This window comes from Pseudomonas sp. NPDC007930, from assembly GCF_042958985.1.
Taxonomy (GTDB): Bacteria; Pseudomonadota; Gammaproteobacteria; order Pseudomonadales; family Pseudomonadaceae; genus Aquipseudomonas.
On record NZ_JBIBKC010000005.1, the window covers coordinates 281,824 to 307,369 of the forward strand.

Sequence of the window (25,546 nt, forward strand, 5' to 3'; positions counted from 1 at the left end):
AACACCATGCCCTGGCGCCACAGCCTGCTCGCGCTGGCGATTGCCGCGCCGCTGGCGCAGGCCGATGGCAGCACCGTGCTGCTGGCCCCGCTGACCACCACCGCCAGCGCCCCGAGCGCCGCCGAAGCCGCCCACGACAAGGCGCGCAACCGCCGCGCCAGCGTTGGCCCGCTGGGCTCGCGCAAGGTGCTCGACACCCCCTACAGCGTCAATGTGGTCGGCCACGGCCTGCTCGAAGGCCAGCAGTTGAAGAGCATCAAGGACGCCTACCGCTACCTGCCCTCGGTGCAGGGCGATGGTGCCCGCCCGCAAAGCCGCGGCATGCAGGGCAGCGTGGTGCAGAACAGCCGCCTCGATGGCCTTAACGTGGTCTCCACCACCGAGTACCCCGCCGAGCAGTTCGACCGCGTCGAGGTGCTCAACGGCCTGGCCGGCTCGCTGTACGGCCCGGCCAACCCAGCCGGGACCTTCAACCTGGTGAGCAAACGGCCCACCGACTTCACCCGCAACCGGCTCACCTTTGGCCTTGGCACCGGCCTGGCGTGGCAGAAAGCCGCCGACCTGTCCGGCCCCTTCGACCCCGCCGGGCGCTTGAAATACCGCCTTAACCTGCTCGATGAGCAAGGCCACGGCTACGCCCCCGGCAGCACCCTGCGCCGGCAACTGGTGAGCCTGGCGCTGGATGCGCGCTTGAGCGAGCAGGACGTACTGGAAACCCACTTCAGCCATTACAACTATTTGGGCAAAGGCCTGCCCGGCAACTTCGCCCTGGCCAGCGGCCAAGCCTTCCCCCACGCGCTGGACCCTACCCGCAACCACCTGGGCCAGGATTACGCCGGCAACAACGACACCACTGATACCGCCAGCGCGCACTGGAAGCACGACTTTGACGGCAACTGGAAGCTCGACCTGGGCCTGCTGCGGCAGATCGCCGACCGCGAAAGCACCGCGCTGACCAATACCCTGAGCAACGCCCAGGGCGCCTACACCACCACCGCCTCGACCAGCACCGCCAGCCGTTTCACGATCGACAGCTACCTGCTGAACCTCAGCGGCCATGCCGACACCGGCTTCATCGGCCATGACCTGGGCCTGGGGTTGACTGGCTTTGACTGGAAAAACTACAACCCGGTGGCCGGCGCCGCGGTGACTGTGGGCGAGGGCAACCTGAGCGCCCCGGCGGGGTTTGCCGAACCGGCCTACCCAGACTTCACTGACCGCTACCATTCGGCCACGGCCACCCAGCGCTCGCTGGTACTGGCCGACACCCTGGCGTTCAGCCCGCAGTGGAGCCTGATGCTCAGCGCCAGCCAAAGCCACCTGGCCGCCTCGAACTGGGCCAGCACGGGCGCGCGCAAGCCTGGCGCCAGCGCCAGCGGCTGGAGCCAGGGCGAAAGCCTGATCTACAAGCCCATCGACGATGCCACCCTGTACCTCACCTACGCCGACAGCCTGCAGCAGGGCGACACCGCCAGCGCCGGCAGCGCCAATGCCAATACGGTGCTGGCGCCCTACCGCAGCCGGCAGTGGGAGGTGGGCGCCAAGTACGCCCTGGGCGGCGCCAACCTGGCGCTGGCGCTGTTCCAGATCAAGCGCCCCTATGCCTACACCCAGAGCGATAACGTCTATGCCGTGGGCGGCGAGCAGCGCAACCGCGGGGTGGAGTGGATGGTCGATGGCCAGGCCACGGCCAACCTGCACCTGTACGGCGGCCTGACCTGGCTGCAACCCCTGTTGTTCAGCCACGACCCGAGCAAGGACGGCACCCAGGTGGTTGGCCTGCCCAAATACGCCGGCAACCTGCTGGCGGTGTATCAACTGCCAGCGCTGCCAGGGGTGGCGCTGAACGCCAACCTGCACTACGTGGGCAAGCGCCCCACCGACAACCAGAATGACCACTGGGTGGCGAGCTACAACACCCTCGACCTGGGCGGCAGCTTCACCACCCGGGTGCTACAGCGGCACACGGTCTACCGGCTGCAGGTGACCAACCTGGGCAATGCCCATTACTGGACCAACATCGTGCCCGGCGCCCTCAACGGCTACAGCGGCGTGGGCAACGCCAGCGCCCAACTGGGCGCGCCACGGATGCTCCAGGCCAGCGTGCAGGTCGACCTGTGAAGCGCCACGCCCTGCTGGCGCTGCTGGCCTGGCCGCTGTGGGCGCAGGCGCTGCAGGTCACCGATGACCTCGGCCAGGCCGTGGAGCTGCCGGCGCCGGCGCAGCGCATCGCCGAGGGCTGGTACGCCCACCAGGTGCTGCTGCTCACCCTCGGCGCCGGCGGGCGGATCGTCGCCACCGTCAACCACGCCCACGACCACCCGTGGATGTTCCGCGTGCAACCTGCCCAGCGCCAGGCGCTGCAGGTCGAGGGGCGAACCTTCAACGTCGAGCAACTGCTGGCCCAACGGGTAGACCTGGCCTTTCTCAGCGGCAACGACCGCCAGGGGCCCGCGCTGCAACAGGCCGGCATCGCCGTGATGCACATGGGCTTCGACGACTTCGCCGGCCTGCAGCGCTCATTGCTGGCCACTGCCCATGCCCTCGGCGATGGCCCGGCCTTGGCGCGGGCCGAGGCGTACAACGCCTGGCTGGCGCAAACCTTGGGCGAGGTGCGGCAACGCCTCGGCCCCCTGACCCCGGCGCAACGGCCACGGGTGCTGCACCTGGCCTCTCTCGAGCCGCTCAAGGCCGACGGTGATGGCACCTTGGTCGAGCAGTGGATTCAACTGGCCGGCGGGCGCAACGCCGCCGAAGGGCTGCACGGCAACCTGCAGGCGGTCAGCGCCGAGCAGGTGCTGGCGTGGAACCCGGACGTGATCATCGTCGCCGCGCAGGCCAGCAACGCGCTGGGCAAGCCTGGGTTCGCCTGGCTCAAGCTCACCGGCGCCGGGCAGGCCGGCAAGCTGCTGCGCAACCCCGAAGGGGTGTTCCCATGGGAGCGTTACGGCACCGAGGTGGGCCTGCAAGTGCCCTGGGCGGCGCAGCAGTTGCACCCGGCGCGGTTCGCCGGGCAGAACATGGCCGCGCTGGCGCAAGGCTTCTATCAACGGTTTTTCGATTACCCGCTGACTGCCGAGCAGGCCGAAAGCCTGCTCACTCCAGCCGGGTTTCGCCGCTGAACACCAGGGTTTGCCGGCAGCGCCGGCACAGGTAGCGGCGGCCCTGGCGCACCAGGCTGTGGCGCTGCGGGCTGAAGGGGAATTCGCTGGTGCAGGGGCAGCGGTAGATGTAGCGGGTGACCTGGCGGCGCTGCACGGCGTAGCTGTGGCAGCGGTTCGGCGGTAGTTCATAGACCCCGCGCATGATCAACTGCCACTCCTCGCCATGGGGCGCGATGCGGTCGCCGAACAACTGGTGCGCCACCAGGTGGGCCACTTCGTGAGGTACCGTCTGGCGCAGGAAGTCTTCGGTGTTTTCCTGCAACAACTGGGGGTTGAAGCGCAGTTTGTTCTCGTGCAAATGGGCAACGCCGGCCTTTTGCCCACGCAACTTGAGGCTCACGTGCGGGCGGGCAAAGGGGCGCTTGAAAAAGGTCTCGGCTTGCACGAAGCAGCTTTCGACCCGTGCGAAAAGGCTATCTGACATGGTTCACTTCGCTCCAGAGAGCCGAATTATGCGCCCAAGCCCGCCGCCTTGCCGAGCCGCTTGTCTCGTGCCGGGCCGTTTTTACCGGGCAATACCCACCGCTTGTCCCCGCTGGCGCGGCCCTGCTGCGCCCTTTGGCGGTTACGGGTAGAATGCGCGCCTTCACGTTTTCATATGCGGATTCAATCAACGCCATGGGCACCCTTTCGGTCAACCAGAACAAACTGCAGAAGCGCCTGCGCCGCCAGGCCGGCGAAGCCGTCGCTGACTTCAACATGATCGAGGACGGCGACAAGGTCATGGTGTGCCTGTCGGGCGGCAAAGACAGCTACACGATGCTCGACGTGCTGCTGCACCTGCAGAAAGTGGCGCCGATCCGCTTCGAAATCGTCGCGGTGAACATGGACCAAAAGCAGCCGGGCTTTCCCGAGCACGTGCTGCCGGCCTACCTCGAGGCGCTGGGTGTTGCTTACCACATCATCGAGAAAGACACCTACTCGGTGGTCAAGGAGCTGATCCCGGAAGGCAAGACCACCTGCTCGCTGTGCTCGCGCCTGCGCCGGGGCACGCTGTACACCTACGCCGACCAGATCGGCGCAACCAAAATGGCCCTCGGCCACCACCGCGACGACATCGTCGAAACGTTCTTCCTGAACATGTTCTTCAACGGCTCGCTGAAGGCCATGCCGCCCAAGCTGCTGGCCGACGACGGCCGCAATGTGGTGATCCGCCCGCTGGCCTACTGCGCCGAGAAAGACATCCAGGCCTACTCGGACATGAAAGAATTCCCGATCATCCCGTGCAACCTCTGCGGCTCGCAAGAGAACCTGCAGCGCCAGGTGGTCAAAGACATGCTGGTGGAGTGGGAGCGCAAGCACCCCGGGCGCACCGAGAGCATCTTCCGCGGCCTGCAGAACGTGGTGCCGTCGCAGTTGGCCGACCGCGACCTGTTCAACTTCAACGACTTGCGCATCGACACCAGCGCCGCGCCGCGCTTTGTGGAGTTGATGAACCTCTAGCGTGGCGCTGTAACCCTTGCTTACACCTGCACCCTGGCAGCGTTTCCAGGGTGCGCTAGGGTTACCGGGCGGCCCAGGACGGGCCCCATTCATTTGCCAAGGAGCATTCCCATGCGTACCACGTTGTTGTCCTCGATGTTCGCCCTCGCGCTGGCCATTTCCCCGCTGGCGGCCACCGCCAATACTGCCGCCACGCCCCCGGTGGTGGCCGTCAACCTCAACACCGCCGACGCCGACACCCTGCGCCAGGCCTTGGCCGGCATCGGCCAGGCCAAGGCCGAGGCGATCATTGCCCACCGCGAAGCCCATGGCGCCTTTACCTCGGTAGACGAACTGCTGGAGGTCAACGGCATCGGCAAGGCCTTGCTGGAGCGCAACCGCGAGCGCCTGGCGGTCAATCCGTAAGCGGCCGGGTACCGCCCGGCCGCTTGGGCCGGGCGGTTTTGCTACGGGCAAACCACAAGCGCCCTAGCGCCCGCAGCGTTTTGCCATTCCAGCCCTTGAGCGGGATGGCCCGCAACAGCTCCCGGGCCAACACCTTGTCGCGGTTGGCATACTTGAGCAGCATCGAGTTGCGGTAGTTCAGGCACACCTGTTCATAGCCGGGGTGGTCTTTGAAGCGTGCGTAGGTTTTCAGCACGTTGTTGACCATGAAGCGGCCATTCTTGAAGGTGTTCGCCGGGTGGTCACGGTACTGCGCCAGGACCACGCCGAGCACGTCGATGAAGTACCCGGCGTGGGCGATGGCCAGGGTGATGTACACATCTTCCAGGGCGATCTTCGGGTCGTAGCCACCCACGAAATCCAGCGCGCCGCGGCGCAGCATCAGCGTTGCGGCGTTGCCGCCTGGCTTGCGGTCCATAAAGGCATCGTCGAAGTTCAACCGGCGAAACGGCAGGTTGCGCTGGCGCTGGTCCCGCGCGGGCATCACCTGGCTGCGCTGGTCGATGGTTTCGGCGTTGGCCGCGCAAATGCCGGTTTCGGGGTGGTACTCCAGGTACTCCACCTGGGTGGCGATGCGTTCCGCCAGCATCACATCGTCCGAGCCAAACGGCACGATCAGGCTGCCACGGCTGCGGGCAATGGCTTCGTTGAGGGTGATCGACAGCCCGCGGTTGGTTTGCAGGCGCAGGTCGAAGCCCAGCTCCGCTTGCAGCGCCTCGAGTACCTCGGGGCTGCTGTCACGCGAGCCGTCGTCGATGACCAGCAATTCGATGTGCGGGTAGGTTTGCGCATACACGCTGCGAATGCTCTGCTCCACGTAGGCGGCGTGGTTGTAGCAGGCGATGATAACGGTGACCAGCGGTGGGGTGGGGGTGTGCATCGGGCGGCCATGAATAAGCGTTCAAGGCGCCCATGGTCACACGCAGGCATGTACGGTTGTAGCCGTTGGGTTTGCTACAAATGCCTGCGGTTTTGACACATTAGCTGCACATTTTGCCGGTTCAGCAAGCCGGGCAGAGGTGCTTGCCGGCGTCGCCGCGCCAGCCAAGCTCGGCGATGCGCGCTTCGGCGGCGCTGGCCTTGGCGCTGTCGCCGAGGGCGGCGTCTACCGCGAATTCGAAGTCCAGGTGCTTGCCACAGGCGTCGCAATCCACGCCCCAGGTGTGGATCGCCAGTTCCTTGAAGGCCGGGCCGCTGGCCACGGCGGTCCATTGGCCGATCGGGTTGATCAGGTGGCGGGCCTTGTCGACGGTCAGGCGCATGAACAGCTCGCGGCTACCTTTGAGGGTGACCAGCAGTACATCGCCGGGGCGAATCGCGCCGCCATTGCCGGTGAGCTGATAACGGCCGGGCGTGATGGCGCGGCACTCGATCAGGGTGTGGTGGGGGGTGAGCAAGCTGTAGCGGAAATCGTGTTCGACCATGGGGCCTCCGGAAGGGGCGCGCAGTTTAGCACAGCCTGTGGGCCCGTCGCCCGGCTGGGCCAGGCGAAGGGCCGAGGCGCCGATCACGCATTGAACCGCGCATGCTCCGCCAGCCTGACGATCGCCTGGTCCAGTTCGTCCAGCGCCAGGGCCGCGGCCGGGCTGGCCTGTTTGAGCAGGGTTTCGCTGCGCTGGCAGGCGCCGCGCAACTGCGGCACGCCACAATAGCGAGTGGCGCCGTGCAGGCGGTGGACCCGGTCGATCAGGGCGTTCTGGTCCTGATTGTGGCGGGCCTGGCCGATGGCCTGGCGGTCGTCGTCCAGCCCCGCCAGCAGCATGGCCAGCATGTCGGCGGCCAGGTCTGCCTTGCCGGCGGCCAGGCGCAGGCCTTCGTCGTGGTCGAGCACGCGCTCTTCGGCGGCGCCGGCGTCGGTTTCCTCGCGGCCATGGCCGGGCGCGCGCAGGGCCAGGCCGGTCCATTTCAGTACGGTTTGCGCCAGTTGCCGCTCGCTGATCGGCTTGGTCAGGTAGTCGTCCATGCCGCTGTGCAGCAGCGCGCGTTTTTCGTTGGCCATGGCGTGGGCGGTCAGCGCGACGATCGGCAGCGCGCCGCTGGCCTGTTCCTTTTCCCAGGCGCGGATCGCCTCGGTGGCCTGGCAGCCGTCCATGTCGGGCATCTGCACGTCCATCAGCACCAGGTCGAAGCCGCCTCGCTGGGCGGCCTGGGCGGCGGCGCGGCCGTTGTCCAGGGCCACCACCTCGGCGCCCATGTCTTCGAGCAGGGTTTGCACCAGCAGCAGGTTGGCGGGGTTGTCGTCCACGCAGAGGATGCGCGGCGCGCGGCTGTCGTCGCTGCTGGCCGGCAGGCTGCCGCCACCGGGGTGCAGGCGGTTGACCAGCGCGCAGAGGGTGCGGCGCAGGGTGCGGTTGTACGGCGGCTTGGGCTGCAACTGGTTGTGTGGGTCCGGTACGACCGGGTGGAACACCGCCAGGTCGTTGGTGGGGCACAGCACCAGCACTTGGCAGCCCTGGGCGTCGAGCTCGCGCAGGTAAGCCTTGAGCCGCTCGGCGGTGATGTCTGCCTCGCGCACCCCCAGTACCGCCAGCTCGAACGGCTGGCCGGCCTCGAACGCCGCCACCACGCTGTCGGCCAGGCGTTCCAGGGTGGGCAGGGCGGTCACCTGCATGGCGCAGTCTTCGAGCTGGTGTTCCAGCGCCTGGCGGGCCAGGTCGTGGGGCTCGTACAGCGCCACCCGGCGCCCGGCCAAGGCGGCCGGCGGCAGGTCTTCGGCGTCTTCGCTGGCCTTGGGCAGCGGCACGCTGAACCAGAACGTCGAGCCTTCGCCCGGGGTGCTGTCGACGCCGATCTCGCCGCCCATCTGCTCCACCAGCCGCTTCGAGATCACCAGCCCCAGGCCAGTGCCGCCAGGCTGGCGCGACAGCGAGTTGTCGGCCTGGCTGAAGGCCTGGAACAGCGCCTGGATGTCTTGCGCGCCCAGGCCGATGCCGGTGTCTTGCACGCTGATGCGCAGTTGCGCGGTGTCGTCGGTTTCGTCTTCGAGCATGGCGCGGGCGACGATGGTGCCCTCGCGGGTGAACTTGATCGCGTTGCTCACCAGGTTGGTGAGGATCTGCTTCAGCCGCAGCGGGTCGCCGACCAGCGCCAACGGGGTGTCGCGGTACACCAGGCTGACCAGCTCGAGGCCCTTGGCGTGGGCGGCCGGGGCGAGGATGGTAAGGGTGTCTTGCAGCAGGTCGCGCAGGTTGAAGGGGGTGGCGTCGAGCACCAGCTTGCCGGCTTCGATCTTCGAGAAGTCGAGGATCTCGTTGATGATGCCCAGCAGGCTGTCGGCGGATTTTTCGATGGTGCCGAGGTAATCCTGCTGGCGCTGGGTCAGGTCGCTGCGCTGCAACAGGTGGGTGAAGCCCAGGATGCCATTGAGCGGGGTGCGGATTTCATGGCTCATGTTGGCCAGGAACTCCGATTTGATCCGGCTGGCCTCTAGCGCTTCGCGGCGCGCCATGTCCAGCTCGATGTTCTGGATTTCAATGGTTTCGAGGTTCTGCCGCACGTCTTCGGTGGCTTGGTCAACGCTGTGCTGGAGTTCTTCGTGGGCCTCGCGCAGGGTGGCCGCCATGCGGTTGATGCCGAACGCCAGGGCGTCGAGTTCCTGGCTGCCCATCGGCGCCAGGTGGGTGTCTAGCTTGCCGTCCTGGATCTGCGCCACGGCGGCTTTGATCCGCCCCAGGGGCAGGGAAATACTGCGGGCGATCTGCAGCGCCACCAGCAGGATCAGCAACAACCCGGCGCCGATCAGTAGGGTGCTGGCGAACATCATCCGGTAGCCACGCAGCAGGGTGTTGGTGTGCGACATTTCCACTTCGACCCAGCCCAGCAGGCGGTCGTCTTCGTCGGGTACGTCTACCCCCGCCAGCGCCCGGTGGCGGCCATACACGGGCTGCAGGTAACGGGTGGCATCGTTGCCGCTGACCTGCTGCAAGTGCGCGCCGTCGCCATCGGGCATGGCGTTGAGCATGCTCGGCCCGGCGTGGGCCAGCAGCGCGCGGCCGCCGGCGAGGAACGACACGCTGCGCACATCTTGTTGTTCCAGGGCCTCGGCGGCGATGCGCTCGAGCCGCCGGGTGTCGTTGCCAGCCAATGCCGTGGCCGCCATCGGCGCCAGTTGCTCGCACACCAGTTGCCCGCGGCGCAGCAGTTCGGCGCGCAGTTCACCCTGCTGTAGCCAGGTGAAGTACCCGCCCAGCACCAGCGCCATGCCGCTGGCCGGCAGCATCGCCAGCAGGATCACCCGCCCGCGGATTCCAAGTTTTCTCAACACTGCCTGTCCCCAGCCCTGGCCCATGGGCCGCAGCCTAGCATTCTAACGCCAGGCTCAGGGCTGCACACCACTGGCCAGTGCCACCTCGCGGGCCATTTCCACCACGCTTTCGGCCAGTTCGATCCCCGACCCCACCCGCCAGGAGGCGACGATGTCCATCGGCGGTGGCGGGCTGACGCCCTCGATCAGCGTGAGCGCGCCGGCGGCGGCTTCGATCGGCACCAGCGCCAGTGGCAACGAGCCCACACCGAAGCCGTCGCGAATCAGCCGGGTGATCGCCGAGGCGGAGTTCACGCAACTGATGCGCGCCGCCAGCACGTCGCCCTCGTGCAGCAGGTTGAGCAGGTCCTGGTGCGGCCGGGAGTTGCGCGAGAAGGTCACGATGCGCTCGGCGGCCAGTTCTTGCAGTGAGGCGAAGGGGCGGTCCAGCGCGGTGCCGCGTGCCACCACCCAGTGCATCGGGTAGCGCCCGAACAGGGCGTTGCGCACCGTATCGAGGCGCACCATGTCGGTCTGGAAGATCACATCCTGGTAGCCCTTTTCCAGTTGGTCGCAAAGGTTCAGCGCGGTGTCGGCGGTGATTTCAATCTCCAGCGCCGGCCAGGTCTCGCTGATGCGCCGCACCAGCGCGCTGAGCCAAGTGTGGATCACCGTGTCCATCGCGCCGATGCGCAGGTGGCGGCGCGCCAGGCGGGGGTCACGCAAGGCGTTCTTCAGCGCGCCCATGGTGGCCATCATTTGCTCGGCGTACTCCAGCACCCGTTGGCCTTCGGGGGTGAGCGCCACGCCGCGGGAGTCCCGCACGAACAAGCGGGCGTCGAGCTCGTCTTCCAGCGCGGCGATGCGGCTGGAGATCGACGCCTGGGTAGTGAACAGCTTTTCCGCGGTGAGGCGGAAGCTCTTCAGCCGCGCCACCCAAACAAAAGTTTCGAGGAATTTCAGGTTCATCGCCACCACCCATCCAGTGCAATCCAGGTGCAAGGTTTAGCACCTCGCGTGCCAGCCCGGTTCAAGTTTTTCTTATGGGGTGCCCGGCATTTTTCTCGTTGGACGCCGCCGCTTACGGATTTGAACAATGGCCCGGTCAGAGGCAGGCGGGTGGTTCGCTACCCATAGACCAGGCCCGAGGCCGGCACTACGCCGGCCCATAACAACAATCGCGCTCTGCCAACCGCCGGCGAACGAACCGCCGCGGGCGCCCGTGAACGGGACACCTCGATGAAACGCACGCACCTGAACCTCGCCGCGCTCAGCGCCGGCGCCTTGCTGTGCCAGCACGCCCAGGCCGCCTTTATCGAAGGCAGCCAAGGCCAGCTGGAGCTGCGCAACTTCTACTTCAACCGTGACTTCCGCCAGAGCGGCGCCCGCGACAAAGCCGAGGAGTGGGCCCAGGGCTTCGTGCTGCGCCTGCAGTCCGGCTACACCGCGGGTACCGTGGGCTTTGGTTTGGATGCCTTGGGCATGCTCGGGCTCAAACTGGATTCGGGCAGTGGCACCGCCGGTACCGGGCTATTGCCGGCCGACCTCGGCGCCGGCGGTTCGCAGGATGAATACAGCAAGCTGGGCCTGACCGCCAAGGCCAAGGTCGGCGCCACCGAACTCAAGGTGGGTACGTTGTTCTTCCGCGACCCGGTGATCAGTTCGAACGACACCCGCCTGTTGCCGCAAACCTTCCGCGGAGGCCTGGTGACCTCCCAGGACATCACCGGGCTGAAGCTGATCGGCGGCCATATCGACCGCATCAAGGCCAACAGCTCGAGCGATTTCACTGCCATGACCGCCAACCGCATCGGCGGCCAGAGCAACGGCTTCGACTTCGCCGGCGGCGACTACGCGCTGACCCGCCAGCTCACCACCAGCCTGCGTTACGCCAAGCTCGACGGCGTGTACCAGCAGTATTACGGCGGGCTGCTATGGAACCTGCCGGTGGCCCCCGGCCAGGCGCTGAAAACCGACCTGCGCTACGCCAGCAGCCGTGAAGATGGCAACTTCCGTGACCTCGACAACCGCGCCCTGGGCGCCATGCTCACCTACAGCCTGGGCAGCCATGCCTTCGGCGCGGGCTACCAGCGCATGAGCGGCGCCGACCCGTTCCCGTACATCAGCGGCAGTGACCCGTACCTGGTCAACTTCGTGCAAATCGGCGACTTCGCCAACGTTGACGAGCACTCCTGGCAACTGCGTTACGACTTCGACTTCAGCGCACTGGGCCTGCCCGGGCTGACCTTCATGACCCGCTACGTGAGTGGCGACAACGTCGAGCGCAGCGCACCGGGGCAGGGCAAGGAGTGGGAGCGCAACACCGACCTGGGCTACGTCATCCAGAGCGGGCCACTGAAGAACCTCGGGCTGAAGTGGCGTAACGCCACGGTGCGCTCGAACTTCGGCAACGACCTTGACGAAAACCGCCTGATCGTGAGCTACAGCGTGCCGCTGTGGTAGGCCGGCACGATCACTGCTAGCCCAGCACAGTGCCTTTACCTCTGTGCCCTTACCTCAGTGCCCATACGAGACCTTGACCATGCAAGATGCCCTGAACCTCTGGCCGCTGCTCGGCGTGGCGGCGATCATCGCCGGTTTCGCCCTGCGCCTGAACCCGCTGCTGGTGGTGGCCCTGGCCGCCCTGGTGACCGGCGTTGCCGCGCACATGCCGCTCGAAACGCTGCTCGCCGCGATCGGCAGCGGCTTTATCAAAACCCGCACCCTGCCGTTGATCATCCTGCTGCCGCTGGCGGTGATCGGCCTGCTCGAGCGCCACGGCCTGCGTGACCATGCCCAGCGCTGGATCGGCCGCTTTCGCAGTGCCACCGCCGGGCGCCTGTTGATCGGCTACCTGTTCGTGCGCGAAACCACCGCCGCGCTGGGCCTCACCAGCCTGGGCGGCCACCCGCAGATGGTCCGCCCGCTGCTCGCGCCGATGGCCGAAGGCGCCGCGGTGAGCCGCCACGGGCCGCTGCCGGGGCCGGTGCGCCAGCGCTTGCTGGCGTTCTGCGCGGCCACCGACAACATCGGGTTGTTCTTTGGCGAAGACATCTTCGTCGCCTTTGGTGCCATCGCCCTGATGCACACCTTTCTGCTCGGCGCCGGCATCGACGTCGAACCGCTGCACATCGCGGTGTGGGGCATCCCCACGGCGATCAGCGTGTTCATCATCCACAGCCTGCGCTTGTGGCGGCTAGACGCTTACCTCGCCCGCCATCACCAGGCCGCGGCCGCCAGCACCTCGGAGGTTACCGCGCCATGATCCTGTCTATTCAATACCTGTACTGGCTGGCCGGCGTGGTGTTGGCCATCACCGCCGGGATGATCCTGCTCGACCGCAGCCACCCCAAACGCTGGGCCAGCGGGCTGTTCTGGGCGTTGTTTGCCGTGGCGTTCCTGGTGGGTGAGCGCCTGCCGCCGTTACTGGTGGGGGTGGGCGTGTTGCTGCTGGCGGCGCTGGCCGGCTTCGGTGGCGTGGGCGTAGGCCGCCACCGCGCACTGGCCGATGGCGCGCGCCAGGCCAGCGCCCAGCGCCTGGGTAACCGCTTGTTCGTGCCGGCGCTGGCCATCCCGCTGCTGACGGTAGCACTGGCCTTGGGGCTGAAGGGCGTGCACATCGGCCCGCTGGCCCTACTGGACCCGGCCAACGCCACCTTCGTGGCGCTGGGCGTGGCCAGTGTGCTGGCGTTGGCACTGGCCTGCCGCACCACCGGCGACTCCCCGGTGCAGGCCATGCGCGAATCACGCCGGCTGACCGAAGCCCTGGGTTGGGCCCTGGTGTTGCCGCAAATGTTGGCGATGCTCGGCCTGGTGTTCAACGACGCCGGCGTCGGCAAGGCGGTGGCGCACCTGGCCACAGCCTACATCGACATGGACCTGCGCCTGGTGGCGGTGATCGTTTACGTGCTGGGCATGGCGCTGTTCACCGTGGTGATGGGCAACGGCTTTGCCGCCTTCCCGGTGATGACCGGCGGGGTGGGGGTGCCGATTCTGGTCGGGGTGTTCCACGGTAACCCGGCGGTGATGGCCGCTATCGGGATGTTCTCCGGTTACTGCGGCACGCTACTCACGCCGATGGCGGCCAACTACAACATCGTGCCGGCGGCGCTGCTGGAACTGCCCGACAAGTACGCAGTGATCAAGGCCCAGGTGCCCACCGCGTTGGCGATGCTGGTGGTGAACGTGGTGTTGCTGTATGGGTTGATGTGAGGTGTTGGGGCCCTTCGCCCGGCAGTGCCGGGCGAAGGGCCCTCAGCCTTTACTGATCATCGAAAAACCGCTCGTTCCACTCCACGATCGGCTGCGGTGTATTGAGCTTCTCGCCATAAATGACCGCATAACTCAGCACGTTCTGCACGTACTGCCGGGTTTCATCGAACGGGATCGACTCCACCCACACATCGAACGGCAAGTGGTTGGCGCCACGCAGCCACTGCCGTACCCGGCCGGGGCCGGCGTTGTAGGCGGCGGAGGCCAATACCCGGTTGCCGTTGAACTGGCCCTGCACCTGGCTCAGGTAGGCCGCGCCCAACTGGATGTTCTTGTCGGGGTCGATCACCTGCTGCGGGCTGGCCAGCGGGATGCTGAACTTGCGCGCGGTTTCCTTGGCGGTGCCAGGCATCAGTTGCATCAGGCCCATGGCGCCAACGCTGGAGCGGGCGTCGTCCATGAAGGCGCTTTCCTGGCGGGTGATGGCGAACGCCCAACTGGCGTGCAGGCCGCGCAGGCGCGACTCGCGCACCAGGGTGTCGCGGTGGGCCATCGGGAAGCGGATGTTCAGGTCGTCCCAGTACTGGGCCTGGCTGATGGTGCGGATTGCCGGGAAGTACCAGCCCAGGTCGTAGCCCAGCTTGGCCTGGGCGACCATTTCGTCGCGGCTAAACAGGCGGGTCACGTGGTACCACTCGCGGCGCCCGGCGACCACGTCGCCACGCTCGTACAACTCCAGCGCGCGGCGGATGCCCGGGGCCCGGCGCACCTTGGTGACCGTGGCCTGGGTCAGCGGCAGTGGGCGGTTGGCCAGTTGGTACGGCTCTTGCGCGCGGTCGGCGGCGAGGAAGCCATAAAAGTCGCGCTCCTTGGCCAAGGCCCGATACAACTGCTGGGCCAGCGGGTTTTGCGGCTGCGCCAGCTCCAGGCTGCGCGCCTGCCAGTAACGCCAGCGGTTGGTTTCACCCAGCGACGGCGGCAACTGGCGGGTGAGGCTGTAGGCATCCTGCCAGCGGCCCAGGCGCAGCAACAGGCGCAGGCGCCATTCGCTGACGGTGTCGTCTTTCAGGCCCGGGTCGTAGGCGGTCATCAGGTCGAGGGCGCGCGGGTCGTACTGGCGCGCCAGGGTGAGGCCGATTTCCCGGGCAATGGCCACCTTTTCCATCACAGAAAAGTGCATGTTCGCCGCATAGCCATCGAGCAGGCCCATGGCTTGCTCAGGGTCTTGCTTGGCCAGGCGGCGCAGGCCGTAGCTGACCACATCGCCCATGGCCTCATCGACCGGCTGGAACAGCCCCGGCTGGTTGAGCAGCTCGGGCTTTTGCGCCACGTTCAGCAGCAGCCGGCCCTGGTTGGAGAGGGTGACCAGGCCCTTGCTGAGGTTATTGGCCAGGCTGAAGTTGCGCGCCTGCACCGCCAGCTTGACCCGTTCCCAGCGTTTTTGCTCGGTCAGTTGGCCTTCGCCGGCCCAGCGGGTGAAGAGGTCGTCGCAGGTGCTGGGGCGGTCTTTGCCGCTGAGCCAGAGTTTTTCAGTGTTGGCGTAGGCCTCGGCGCGTTGGCTGGGCTGGGTGAGCTGGTACTGCGCGTGCAGGCAGTCGAGCTCGGTGAAGTTCAGCTTGGCGTCGTAGTAGCGCTCGAAGGTTGGCCATTCGCCACGGTCGGCGAGCAGGCGCAGCCAGCGCAGTTTCATCCAGTTGGCCTGGGGCAGGTCGCCGTGTTCGGCGAGAAAGCCTTCGACCTCCTGGTTGCTCGCCGCCGGCAGCCGCGCGGTGAGTTCGTCGTACGCCAGGTAGGGCTCCAGCGGGTAGTCGGCGAGGGCCGTGCGGGCCTGGAAGTACGGCGCGCTGTTGCCATTGGCCAGGGCTTTTTTGGCCTGGTCGTAGAGCTGGCGTTGGGTGGCGAGGTCGGCGGCCTGGGTGGCGCTGGAGGCAACCGCTGAAAACAACAAGGCACAGCAAGCGAAACGGGACAGTCGACTGCGCATGAGACTTCCGGAGCAATACGGGTGAAGGCGGCAGGTAAAAAGATAAAGGGCCGCGCGATGCCGGCTAGCTTAGCGGGTTGGGGGTGCGGGGTGAAAGCGTTCCGGGGTGTATATAACGGTAACCGGATGTTTGGCACGCGCGGTGCCCAACGGGCGGCCCAACTCGGCTAGAATGCGCGCCCGGTTTCTGGAGAATCTCATGACTTTGCTCAAACTCAGCGACGTTTCGCTTGCCTATGGCGCCATGCCGTTGCTGGATCAGGTGTCTTGGCAAATCGCCCGCGGCGAGCGGGTGTGCATCATTGGCCGCAACGGCACCGGCAAGTCCAGCATGCTGCGCCTGGTGCGCGGCGACCAGAAGCCCGACGACGGCGAGATCTGGCGGGCACCGGGGCTGAAAATCGGCGAACTGCCGCAAGAGCTGCCGCGGGCAGACGACCGCACGGTATTCGACGTGGTCGCCGAGGGCCTGGCCGGGGTTGGCGAACTGCTGGCGCGTTTTCATCACCTGAGCCAGAACATCGTCACCGACGACGACCTCAACGAAATGATGGAAGTGCAGCACGAGCTCGAGGCCCGTGACGGCTGGCGCTTGCAGCAACTGGTAGACAGCACCCTGAGCCGCCTGCAACTGCCGGCCGAGAAAACCCTCGCCGAGCTGTCTGGGGGCTGGCGCCGCCGCGTGTTGCTGGCCCAGGCGCTGGTCAGCGAGCCCGACCTGCTGCTGCTTGACGAGCCCACCAACCACTTGGACATCGGCGCCATCGCCTGGCTCGAGGAAGCCCTGAACGGTTTTACCGGCGCGGTGCTGTTCATTACCCACGACCGCTCCTTCCTGCAGAACCTGGCCACGCGCATTCTTGAACTGGACCGCGGCCACCTGATCGACTGGAACGGCGATTACGCCAGCTTCCTGGTGCACAAAGAAGCCGAACTGGCCGCCGAAGAAACCGCCAACGCGCTGTTCGACAAGCGCCTGGCCCAGGAAGAAGTGTGGATCCGCCAGGGCATCAAGGCCCGCCGCACCCGCAACGAAGGGCGCGTGCGCGCGCTCAAGGCGCTGCGCGTCGAACGTGGCGAGCGCCGCGAACGCCAGGGCAAGGCCAACATCCAGCTGGGCATGGGCGATAAATCCGGCAAGCAGGTGATGGAACTGGAAAACGTCAGCTACGCCCACCCCGGCGGCCCGATGCTGGTGAAGGATTTCTCCATGGTGCTGCAGCGCGAAGACCGCATCGGCCTGCTTGGCGCCAACGGTACCGGTAAAACCACCCTGCTCAAGCTGATGCTCGGCGACCTGGAGCCGGTCAACGGTTCGGTCAAGGTCGGCACCAAGCTTGAAGTGGCCTACTTCGACCAGTTGCGGATGCAGCTCGACCTCGAAAAAACCGTGATCGACAACCTCGCCGAAGGCCGCGACTTCATCGAGATCGACGGCCAGAGCCGCCACGTGCTCAGCTACCTCGGCGACTTCCTGTTCAGCCCGCAACGCGCGCGCACGCCGGTCAAGGCGTTGTCTGGGGGCGAGCGCGCGCGCTTGCTGCTGGCCAAGCTGTTCAGCAAGCCGGCCAACCTGCTGGTACTCGACGAACCGACCAACGACCTCGACGTTGAAACCCTCGAGTTGCTCGAAGAGGTGCTCGCCAACTTCAAGGGCACCGTGCTGATGGTCAGCCACGACCGGGCCTTCCTCGACAACGTGGTCACCAGCACCCTGGTGTTCGAAGGCGACGGCGCGGTGCGCGAGTATGTCGGCGGCTACCACGACTGGCTGCGCCAGGGCGGTTCGCCCAAGCTGTTGGGCGTGAAGGAAAACAAAAGCGGCAAGGCCGAGTTGAACAGCGCCGTGGTCGCGCCGGTGGAGCCCGCGCCAGCCCCTGTGGCCGCGGCAGCGGAGCCGAAGAAGAAACTCAGCTACAAACTGCAGCGTGAGCTGGAGGCGTTGCCGGGGCAGATCGATTCAGTAGAGGGGCAGATCGCCGCGGTTCAGGCTGAAATGGCCGGGGCTGGCTTCTACCAACGCCCCGCGGCGGAAACCACCGCTGTGCTGGCGCGCCTGGAGCAACTGCAGGCTGAGCTGGATGGGCTGGTAGAGCGCTGGGCTGAGCTCGATAGCTGAAGGCAGCGGGCCTCCCACTCACCCTCGTGGGAGGCCCGCAGCGCCGGGCCTAGGGCCCTCGATCAGAACGCCGTGCTGCCCGGAATATCATCCTGCGGCTTGGCTTTTTCCGCCGCGCTGGCTTCCTTCAAGCGCACCGCCAGCACATCGCAGGGGGCGCCGTGGAGCACGTCGTTGGAGGTCGAGCCGAGCAACAGCTTCAGGCCGTGGCGGCCATGGCTGCCGACCACGATCAGGTCGATCCCGTTGTCCTTGGCCAAGGTGTGGATTTCCTGGCGAGGCTGGCCGTAGGTCAGGTGGGCGTCGTCGCGCGACAGGCCGGGGAATTTCGCCAGGAGTTTTTCCAGCCGCTCCTTGGCCTGGTCGAATTGCTGTTGTTGCAGTTGCGAGAGGTCCATGGGAACGTCGCCGCCGAAGGCCATGGCCATCGGCTCGACGATGTGCACCAGCGACAACCGGGCGCCGGTACCTTCTGCCAGCGCGCGGGCGCGCTTGACGACCGGGTCGCATTCCTCGGTCAGGTCTACGGCGACCAGAATGTGTTGATAGGACATGGCAAGTACTCCAGCAATGGCGTGAGTTAAGTATGGTCGTTATCTGTACAGGTGTTTTGACACCCTTTTGCGTGGCTAGTTAGATATGACGGTATTGATAGCGTTGTCAATCATTGCGCTGATGCTCAGCCCGCTGGCCTGGCTGAAACCGTCGCGCCGGCAGAGCGGGCGGATTGCCGCGCGCCTGGAAGCGCGGCGGCTGGGTTTGGCCATGCAGCTCATGCCGCAGCCCTGGCCGCACTGGATGCAGCCCACGCCGCCCGAGCCCTGCCCGCAATACGCGCTGCCGCGCCCGGCCGGCGCCCGGCAGTGGTGCTACTGGCAGCCCAGCCCGGGCCAATGGGTGAACCAGTGGCGTGAGCCCTGTGAAGATGAAACTTTGTTGCAGGCTCTTACATCGCTGCCCGCGGACGTCTGGAAGGTCGAGGCCCAGGGGCAACTGATTGCCGCCTACTGGGGCGAGCGCGGCGAGGCCGCCCAGGTCAATGCCGCGTTGCGCGCCCTGAACGTGGCCTGAAATTAAAAAGCCCGATCGCAAGGATCGGGCCGGGGTTGGCCAGGCAGGCCGGAAAACGTTGGCGCGATGATACGCCGCCCAGCCTTAAAAACCTCATCATTTTTGCTATCAATATACGGCTGGCCAATTCGCGGCTTAACTGAAAAGCTCGGGAGTAGGGCGGGCGCTTTTCCTGTCAGAAAAATGCCTCATCCGCCGGCCATTGTGCCTGATTGACAATTTTCTGCTTTTCGCTGAAGGTGTGTGCACCCAATCAAACGGGCGTATGAATCGGGCGTTTGCCCGCCATCACGGCCCGCTTTGCCCCGGCGGGCGGGCCTTTGCGGCCTGGTCGGGGCCCAATCACGTTTTCCATCTGGAGATCAGTTGATGATTTACGAAGGTAAAGCCATCACGCTCGAGGCGCTCGAAGGCGGCATCGTCGAACTGAAGTTCGACCTCAAGGGCGAATCCGTCAACAAATTCAACCGCCTGGCGCTCGGCGAGCTTCGCCAGGCCGTCGATACGCTGAAGGCCCATGCGGGCCTGGCCGGGGTGCTGGTGACCAGCGGCAAGGACGTGTTCATCGTCGGCGCCGACATCAACGAGTTCGTGGTCAGTTTCCAACTGCCCGACGAGCAACTGCTGGCCGGCAACCTCGAAGCCAACCGTATCTTCAGCGACTTCGAAGACCTGCCCGTGCCCACCGTGGTCGCGATCAACGGCATCGCCCTCGGGGGCGGCCTGGAAATGGCCCTGGCGGCAGACTTCCGGGTCATGGCCAGCACCGCGAAAATCGGCCTGCCCGAGGTCAAGCTCGGGATTTACCCAGGCTTTGGCGGCACCGTGCGCCTGCCGCGGCTGATCGGCGCCGACAACGCCATCGAATGGATCGCCGCGGGCAAGGAACAACGCGCCGACGACGCCCTCAAGGTGCGCGCGGTGGATGCGGTGGTCGCCCCCGAGCTGCTGCGCAGCGCCGCCCTCGACCTGCTCGGCCGGGCGATGGCCGGCGAGCTGGACCACAAGGCCCGGCGCCAGCCGAAGCTGGAAAAACTCAAGCTCAACGCCATCGAGCAGATGATGGCCTTCGAAACCGCCAAGGGCTTCGTCGCCGGCCAGGCCGGGCCGAACTACCCGGCGCCGGTCGAGGCGATCAAGTCGATCCAGAAGGCCGCCGCCTTCGGCCGCGACAAGGCGATCGAAATCGAAGCCGCGGGCTTTGTGAAAATGGCCAAAACGCCGGCCGCCGCCAGCCTGATCGGGCTGTTCCTGAATGACCAGGAGCTCAAGCGCAAGGCCAAGGCCTTCGACCAGCTCGCCGGTGAGGTCAAGCAGGCCGCGGTGCTCGGCGCTGGCATCATGGGTGGCGGCATCGCCTACCAGTCGGCGTCCAAGGGCACGCCGATCCTGATGAAGGACATCAACGAAAAAGGCATCGAACAGGGCCTGAACGAGGCCGCCAAGCTGTTCGGCAAGCTGGTCGAGAAGGGCCGCCTGACCCCCGCCAAGATGGCCGAAGGCCTCAGCGCCATTCGCCCGACCCTGAGCTACGGCGATTTCGGCCATGTCGACATCGTGGTCGAGGCGGTGGTCGAGAACCCGAAGGTCAAGCAAGCGGTGCTGGCCGAGGTCGAGGCCCAGGTGAAGGAGGGCACCATCCTCGCCTCCAACACCTCGACCATTTCCATCAGCCTGCTGGCCCAGGCGCTCAAGCGCCCGGAGAACTTCGTCGGCATGCACTTCTTCAACCCGGTGCACATGATGCCCCTGGTCGAAGTGATCCGCGGCGAGAAGTCCAGCGAGCAGGCGGTGGCCACCACCGTGGCCTACGCCAAGAAAATGGGCAAGAACCCGATCGTGGTCAACGACTGCCCGGGCTTTCTGGTCAACCGCGTGCTGTTCCCTTACTTCGGCGGCTTCGCCAAGCTGGTCAGCGCTGGCGTGGACTTCGTGCGCATCGACAAGATCATGGAAAAATTCGGCTGGCCGATGGGCCCGGCCTACCTGATGGACGTGGTCGGCATCGACACCGGCCACCATGGCCGCGACGTGATGGCCGAAGGCTTCCCGGACCGCATGAAAGACGACCGCCGCTCGGCGATCGACGCGCTGTACGACGCCAAGCGCCTGGGGCAGAAGAACGGCAAGGGCTTCTACGCCTATGAAATCGACAAGAAGGGCAAGCCGAAAAAGGTCGCCGACCCGTCGGTGCTCGAAGTGCTCAAGCCGGTGATCTACGAACAGCGCGAGCTGAGCGACGATGACATCCTCAACTGGATGATGATCCCGCTGTGCCTGGAGACCGTGCGCTGCCTTGAAGACGGCATCGTCGAAACCGCGGCCGAGGCCGACATGGGCCTGGTCTACGGGATTGGCTTCCCTCCGTTCCGTGGCGGCGCATTGCGCTACATCGATGCCCTGGGCGTGGCTGAATTCGTGGCCCTGGCCGACCGTTACGCCGAGCTCGGCCCGCTGTACCACCCGACCGCCAAGCTGCGCGAAATGGCCGCCAACGGCCAGCGCTTCTTCGGTTGAGCCGCCCGACTACCAGAGCGAGATCTGATATGAGCCTGAATCCAAGAGATGTGGTGATCGTCGACTTCGGTCGCACACCCATGGGCCGCTCCAAGGGCGGCATGCATCGCAATACCCGCGCCGAGAACATGTCGGCGCACCTGATCGACCAACTGCTGGCGCGCAACCCCAAGGTAGACCCGGCCGAGGTCGAAGACGTGATCTGGGGCTGCGTGAACCAGACCCTCGAGCAGGGCTGGAACATCGCCCGCATGGCCTCGCTGATGACCCGCATCCCCCACACCGCGGGCGCGCAGACCGTCAGCCGGCTGTGCGGCTCGTCGATGAGCGCGCTGCATACCGCGGCCCAGGCGATCATGACCGGGCATGGCGATGTGTACGTGATCGGCGGCGTCGAGCACATGGGCCACGTGGGCATGATGCACGGCGTCGACCCCAACCCGCAGTTGTCGCTGCACGCGGCCAAGGCCTCGGGGATGATGGGCCTGACCGCCGAATTGCTCGGCAAGATGCACGGCATTGGCCGCGAACAGCAAGACGCCTTCGCCCTGCGTTCGCACCAACTGGCGCACAAGGCCACCGTCGAGGGCCTGTTCAAGGATGAAATCATCCCGATGGAAGGCTATGACGAAAACGGCCTGCTCAAGGTGTTCGACTTCGACGAAACCATCCGCGCCGACACCACCCTCGAAGGCCTGGCGTCGCTCAAGCCGGCGTTCAACCCCAAGGGCGGCACCGTGACTGCCGGCACCAGCTCGCAGATCACCGACGGTGCCTCGTGCATGATCGTGATGTCTGCCGAGCGCGCGCAGGCGTTGGGCATCCAGCCGATGGCGGTGATCCGCGCCATGGCGGTGGCTGGCTGCGACCCTTCGATCATGGGCTATGGCCCGGTGCCGGCCACGCAGAAGGCGCTCAAGCGCGCCGGGCTGACCATCGCCGACATCGACTGCCTCGAGCTCAACGAGGCGTTCGCCGCCCAGGCCCTGCCGGTGCTCAAAGACCTCAAGGTGCTCGACAAGATGGACGAGAAGGTCAACCTGCACGGTGGCGCGATCGCCCTGGGCCACCCGTTCGGCTGCTCGGGCGCGCGGATTTCCGGCACCCTGCTCAACGTGATGAAACAAAAGGGCGCCACCCTGGGGGTGGCCACCATGTGCATCGGCCTGGGCCAGGGGATTACCACGGTGTTCGAGCGGGTGTAAGCCCGCGGTGAAGAAAACAGCGCCGGGGTCTTGTGCCCCGGCGTTCGTTTTGGGCATCTTAAAAATCTTGTTAAAAAACTTGCAACGTTTTTGCCGGAGCCCCACATGCAACTACAGCCAGGCCTCTATCGCCACTACAAGGGCCCCGAATACCGCGTGTTCGGCACCGCCCGCCATTCCGAAAGCGAAGAGTGGGTGGTGGTCTACCAAGCGCTGTACGGCGATTTTGGGCTGTGGGTGCGGCCGCTGAGCATGTTTCTGGAGTCGGTCGATGTTGACGGCGAGCAGGTACCACGCTTTGCTTGGGTGCAGGCCCAGCCGGGGCTGTTCGACCTCATTTCGCCGGCTGCCACCAGTAGTGGCGCATAAGCATCACGCTTGACCTCATCTGGTCACCACTATATATAGCGGAGCCTCAAAGGGCTTAACCGCTCTCTTTTTTCAGCTTTCAGGAATTTTCCAATCCATGGGCAAATCGCTGGTCATCGTGGAATCCCCGGCTAAGGCCAAGACCATCAACAAGTATTTGGGCAACCAGTACGTGGTGAAGTCGAGTATCGGCCATATCCGAGACCTTCCCACCAGTGGTTCGGCCAGTGCCTCGAAAGAGCCCAAGGCCCCCGCCAAAAAAGGCAAGACCGCCGCCGAAGCGCCGGCCCTGGCGCCCAAGGAGAAGGCCCGCCGCCAGTTGGTGGCGCGCATGGGCGTTGACCCGGAACACGGCTGGAAGGCCCAGTACGAGATCCTCCCCGGCAAGGAGAAGGTGATCGAAGAGCTGCGCCGCCTGGCCAAGGATGCCGACACCATCTACCTCGCAACCGACTTGGACCGCGAGGGGGAAGCCATTGCCTGGCACCTGCGCGAAGCCATCGGCGGCGATGATGCCCGCTACAAGCGCGTGGTGTTCAACGAAATCACCAAAAAAGCCATCCAGGAGGCCTTCTCCCAGCCTGGCAGCCTCGACATCGACCGGGTCAACGCCCAGCAGGCGCGGCGCTTCCTCGATCGGGTGGTGGGCTACATGGTCTCGCCGCTGTTGTGGCAGAAGATCGCCCGTGGCCTCTCGGCCGGCCGTGTGCAGTCGGTGGCGGTCAAGCTGATCGCCGAGCGTGAGCGGGAAATCCGCGCGTTCATCCCCCAGGAATACTGGGACGTGCACGCCGACCTTGCCGGCAAGGGCGAGGCCAAGGTGCGCTTCGAAGTGGCCCGGGAAAACGGCGAAGCCTTCAAGCCGGTCAACGAAGCCCAAGCCATGGCCGCGGTGGCCAAGCTCAAGGCCTCCAGCTACAGCGTGGCCAAGCGTGAAGACAAACCGACCAGCAGCAAGCCGTCGGCGCCGTTCATCACCTCCACCTTGCAGCAGGCGGCGAGCAACCGCCTGGGCTTTGGCGTGAAAAAAACCATGATGATGGCCCAGCGCTTGTACGAAGCGGGCTACATCACCTACATGCGTACCGACTCGACCAACCTGTCGGCCGATGCGCTGGCCATGGCCCGCGGTTACATTGAGAAAGAATTCGGCCAGGCCTACCTGCCGGCGCAGCCGAACCTGTACAGCAGCAAGGAAGGTGCGCAAGAGGCCCACGAAGCCATTCGCCCCTCCGACGTGAACATCGCCACCGCCCAGCTCTCGGGCATGGAGCGTGACGCCGAGCGCCTGTACGAGCTGATCTGGCGCCAGTTCCTGGCCTGCCAGATGACCCCGGCGCAGTACCTGTCGACCACCATCAGCGTGACCGCCGGTGCCTTCGAGCTGCGCGCCAAGGGCCGCATTCTCAAGTTCGACGGTTACACCCGCGTGCAGCCCCAGCAGAGCAAACCCGGCGAAGACGACGTGCTGCCCGACATGGCTCAGGGCGAGGCACTCACGCTGCTCAAGCTCGACCCGGCCCAGCACTTCACCAAGCCACCGGCGCGCTACTCCGAGGCCAGCCTGGTCAAGGAAATGGAAAAACGCGGCATCGGCCGCCCATCCACCTACGCCGCGATCATCTCAACCATCCAGGACCGCGGCTACGTGACGCTGCACAACCGCCGTTTCTACTCGGAAAAAATGGGCGACATCGTCACCGAGCGGTTGTCCGAGAGCTTCTCCAACCTGATGGACTACGGCTTTACCGCCGGCATGGAAGAGAACCTCGACGACATCGCCCAGGGTGAGCGTGACTGGAAGAACGTGCTCGACGAGTTCTACGGCGACTTCAAGCACAAGCTCGAATCGGCCGAGGACAGCACCCACGGCATGCGCGCCAACCAGCCCACGCCGACCGACATCCCCTGCCCGGAATGCGGCCGCCACATGATGGTGCGCACCGCATCCACCGGGGTATTCCTCGGCTGCTCGGGCTACAGCCTGCCGCCCAAGGAACGCTGCAAAGCCACCATCAACCTGGTGCCGGGCGATGAAATCGCCGCCGACGACGAGGGTGAGTCGGAGTCGTTGCTGCTGCTGACCAAGCGCCGCTGCCCGATCTGCAGCACGGCGATGGACGCCTACCTGGTCGATGAAAAGCGCAAGCTGCACATTTGCGGCAACAACCCCGATTGCACCGGCTACGAAGTGGAGCAGGGCAGCTACCGGATCAAGGGCTATGAAGGCCCGAGCCTGGAATGCGACAAGTGCGGCAGCGAGATGCAACTGAAAACCGGCCGCTTCGGCAAGTTCTTCGGCTGCACCAACGCCAACTGCAAGAACACCCGCAAGCTGTTGCGCAACGGCGAAGCGGCGCCACCGAAAATGGACGCGGTGAAAATGCCCGAGCTCAAGTGCGAGAAGGTCGACGACACCTACGTGCTGCGTGACGGCGCCTCGGGGCTGTTCCTGGCCGCCAGCCAGTTCCCGAAAAACCGCGAAACCCGCGCGCCGCTGGTGCTCGAGCTGATCCCGCACAAAGACGAGATCGACCCGAAGTACCACTTCCTGTTTGACGCGCCGATCAAAGACCCAGACGGCCGCCCGGCGGTGATCCGTTACAGCCGCAAAACCAAAGAGCAATATGTGCAAACCGAGGTCGAGGGCAAGCCCACCGGCTGGCGCGCGTTCTACGACGGCCGGGCGTGGAAGGTCGAAGACAAGCGTTAAGGTCAAACAGTAAGCGCCCTTCGCCCGGCACAGCCGGCCTCCCGGCTGTGCCAGGCGAAGGG

The 25,546-nt window shown here is 65.7% G+C and carries 20 protein-coding genes; 13 read left to right on the top strand and 7 right to left on the bottom strand.

All coding sequences use genetic code 11. The features are described 5' to 3' along the window. Positions 1-6: 6 nt before the first annotated feature. Complete coding sequence (locus tag ACFZCE_RS13895; RefSeq protein WP_390939832.1) at positions 7-2,121, top strand: TonB-dependent siderophore receptor; 2,115 nt, start codon at positions 7-9, stop codon at positions 2,119-2,121. Beyond that, positions 2,118-3,122 (top strand): ABC transporter substrate-binding protein, encoded by a 1,005-nt coding sequence (locus ACFZCE_RS13900; RefSeq protein ID WP_390939834.1) that lies wholly within the window; start codon positions 2,118-2,120, stop codon positions 3,120-3,122. Before ACFZCE_RS13895 ends, ACFZCE_RS13900 begins: the two co-directional genes overlap by 4 nt. On the opposite strand, the gene ACFZCE_RS13905 is transcribed toward ACFZCE_RS13900, so the two are convergent. Further along, positions 3,097-3,588 carry a SprT family zinc-dependent metalloprotease gene (locus ACFZCE_RS13905; protein WP_390939836.1) on the bottom strand — a complete coding sequence of 164 codons (492 nt, stop codon included), beginning with the start codon at positions 3,586-3,588 and terminating at the stop codon, positions 3,097-3,099. The two genes, ACFZCE_RS13900 and ACFZCE_RS13905, sit on opposite strands and share 26 nt — an antisense overlap. Before the next feature lie 194 nt (positions 3,589-3,782). Between ACFZCE_RS13905 and ttcA the strand changes: the two genes are divergently transcribed. After that, entirely contained in the window at positions 3,783-4,607 is an 825-nt protein-coding gene (ttcA, locus tag ACFZCE_RS13910; RefSeq protein ID WP_390939838.1) for a tRNA 2-thiocytidine(32) synthetase TtcA, read from the top strand. Between the two features lie 111 nt (positions 4,608-4,718). Continuing rightward, positions 4,719-5,012: a helix-hairpin-helix domain-containing protein gene (locus ACFZCE_RS13915; RefSeq protein ID WP_390939840.1), complete on the top strand. Its 294-nt coding sequence runs from the start codon at positions 4,719-4,721 to the stop codon at positions 5,010-5,012. Here the strand turns inward: ACFZCE_RS13915 and ACFZCE_RS13920 are convergent. The 4 genes from ACFZCE_RS13920 to ACFZCE_RS13935 form a co-directional block, all read right to left on the bottom strand. Beyond that, the gene (locus ACFZCE_RS13920) at positions 5,002-5,931 is read right to left on the bottom strand and encodes a glycosyltransferase (RefSeq protein WP_390939843.1); all 930 of its coding nucleotides are present in this window, start codon (positions 5,929-5,931) and stop codon (positions 5,002-5,004) included. The two genes, ACFZCE_RS13915 and ACFZCE_RS13920, sit on opposite strands and share 11 nt — an antisense overlap. A gap of 121 nt (positions 5,932-6,052) precedes the next feature. Next, positions 6,053-6,475, bottom strand: a complete 423-nt coding sequence (locus ACFZCE_RS13925) for a hypothetical protein (RefSeq protein WP_390939844.1) — start codon at positions 6,473-6,475, stop codon at positions 6,053-6,055. An 83-nt stretch (positions 6,476-6,558) separates the two neighbouring features. Beyond that, positions 6,559-9,315, bottom strand: a complete 2,757-nt coding sequence (locus ACFZCE_RS13930) for an ATP-binding protein (protein WP_390939846.1) — start codon at positions 9,313-9,315, stop codon at positions 6,559-6,561. 54 nt (positions 9,316-9,369) lie between these two features. Next, positions 9,370-10,263, bottom strand: a complete 894-nt coding sequence (locus ACFZCE_RS13935; protein ID WP_390939848.1) for a LysR substrate-binding domain-containing protein — start codon at positions 10,261-10,263, stop codon at positions 9,370-9,372. Positions 10,264-10,533: 270 nt separating this feature from the next. Here ACFZCE_RS13935 and ACFZCE_RS13940 point away from each other — a divergent pair, with 270 nt between their 5' ends. The 3 genes from ACFZCE_RS13940 to ACFZCE_RS13950 all read left to right on the top strand — a co-directional run bounded on the left by ACFZCE_RS13940 (position 10,534) and on the right by ACFZCE_RS13950 (position 13,506). After that, complete coding sequence (locus ACFZCE_RS13940) at positions 10,534-11,757, top strand: OprD family outer membrane porin (RefSeq protein ID WP_390939850.1); 1,224 nt, start codon at positions 10,534-10,536, stop codon at positions 11,755-11,757. Between the two features lie 79 nt (positions 11,758-11,836). Next, positions 11,837-12,559 (top strand): 5-oxoproline transporter, DUF969 family subunit, encoded by a 723-nt coding sequence (locus ACFZCE_RS13945; protein ID WP_390939852.1) that lies wholly within the window; start codon positions 11,837-11,839, stop codon positions 12,557-12,559. Beyond that, positions 12,556-13,506, top strand: coding sequence for a 5-oxoproline transporter, DUF979 family subunit (locus ACFZCE_RS13950; protein WP_390939854.1), 951 nt, complete (start codon positions 12,556-12,558; stop codon positions 13,504-13,506). The genes ACFZCE_RS13945 and ACFZCE_RS13950 overlap by 4 nt, the downstream gene beginning before the upstream one ends. A gap of 49 nt (positions 13,507-13,555) precedes the next feature. Here ACFZCE_RS13950 and ACFZCE_RS13955 read toward each other — a convergent pair whose 3' ends face one another. After that, the gene (locus ACFZCE_RS13955) at positions 13,556-15,490 is read right to left on the bottom strand and encodes a transglycosylase SLT domain-containing protein (RefSeq protein WP_390939856.1); all 1,935 of its coding nucleotides are present in this window, start codon (positions 15,488-15,490) and stop codon (positions 13,556-13,558) included. 199 nt (positions 15,491-15,689) lie between these two features. Here ACFZCE_RS13955 and ACFZCE_RS13960 point away from each other — a divergent pair, with 199 nt between their 5' ends. Continuing rightward, a complete protein-coding gene (locus tag ACFZCE_RS13960; RefSeq protein ID WP_390939858.1) occupies positions 15,690-17,609 on the top strand; it encodes an ATP-binding cassette domain-containing protein in 1,920 nt (639 codons plus the stop codon). A 62-nt stretch (positions 17,610-17,671) separates the two neighbouring features. Here ACFZCE_RS13960 and ACFZCE_RS13965 read toward each other — a convergent pair whose 3' ends face one another. Next, complete coding sequence (locus tag ACFZCE_RS13965; RefSeq protein ID WP_390939860.1) at positions 17,672-18,163, bottom strand: universal stress protein; 492 nt, start codon at positions 18,161-18,163, stop codon at positions 17,672-17,674. A gap of 85 nt (positions 18,164-18,248) precedes the next feature. On the opposite strand from ACFZCE_RS13965, the gene ACFZCE_RS13970 reads away from it, so the two are divergent. The 5 genes from ACFZCE_RS13970 to topA all read left to right on the top strand — a co-directional run bounded on the left by ACFZCE_RS13970 (position 18,249) and on the right by topA (position 25,484). After that, positions 18,249-18,680, top strand: coding sequence for a hypothetical protein (locus ACFZCE_RS13970; RefSeq protein WP_390939862.1), 432 nt, complete (start codon positions 18,249-18,251; stop codon positions 18,678-18,680). 369 nt (positions 18,681-19,049) lie between these two features. After that, positions 19,050-21,197 carry a fatty acid oxidation complex subunit alpha FadB gene (fadB, locus tag ACFZCE_RS13975; protein ID WP_390939864.1) on the top strand — a complete coding sequence of 716 codons (2,148 nt, stop codon included), beginning with the start codon at positions 19,050-19,052 and terminating at the stop codon, positions 21,195-21,197. A gap of 29 nt (positions 21,198-21,226) precedes the next feature. Beyond that, a complete protein-coding gene (gene fadA, locus ACFZCE_RS13980) occupies positions 21,227-22,402 on the top strand; it encodes an acetyl-CoA C-acyltransferase FadA (RefSeq protein ID WP_390939866.1) in 1,176 nt (391 codons plus the stop codon). 105 nt (positions 22,403-22,507) lie between these two features. Then, positions 22,508-22,771, top strand: coding sequence for a DUF1653 domain-containing protein (locus ACFZCE_RS13985; protein ID WP_390939868.1), 264 nt, complete (start codon positions 22,508-22,510; stop codon positions 22,769-22,771). A gap of 97 nt (positions 22,772-22,868) precedes the next feature. After that, positions 22,869-25,484, top strand: a complete 2,616-nt coding sequence (gene topA, locus ACFZCE_RS13990) for a type I DNA topoisomerase (RefSeq protein WP_390939870.1) — start codon at positions 22,869-22,871, stop codon at positions 25,482-25,484. The last annotated feature ends 62 nt before the right edge of the window (positions 25,485-25,546 follow it).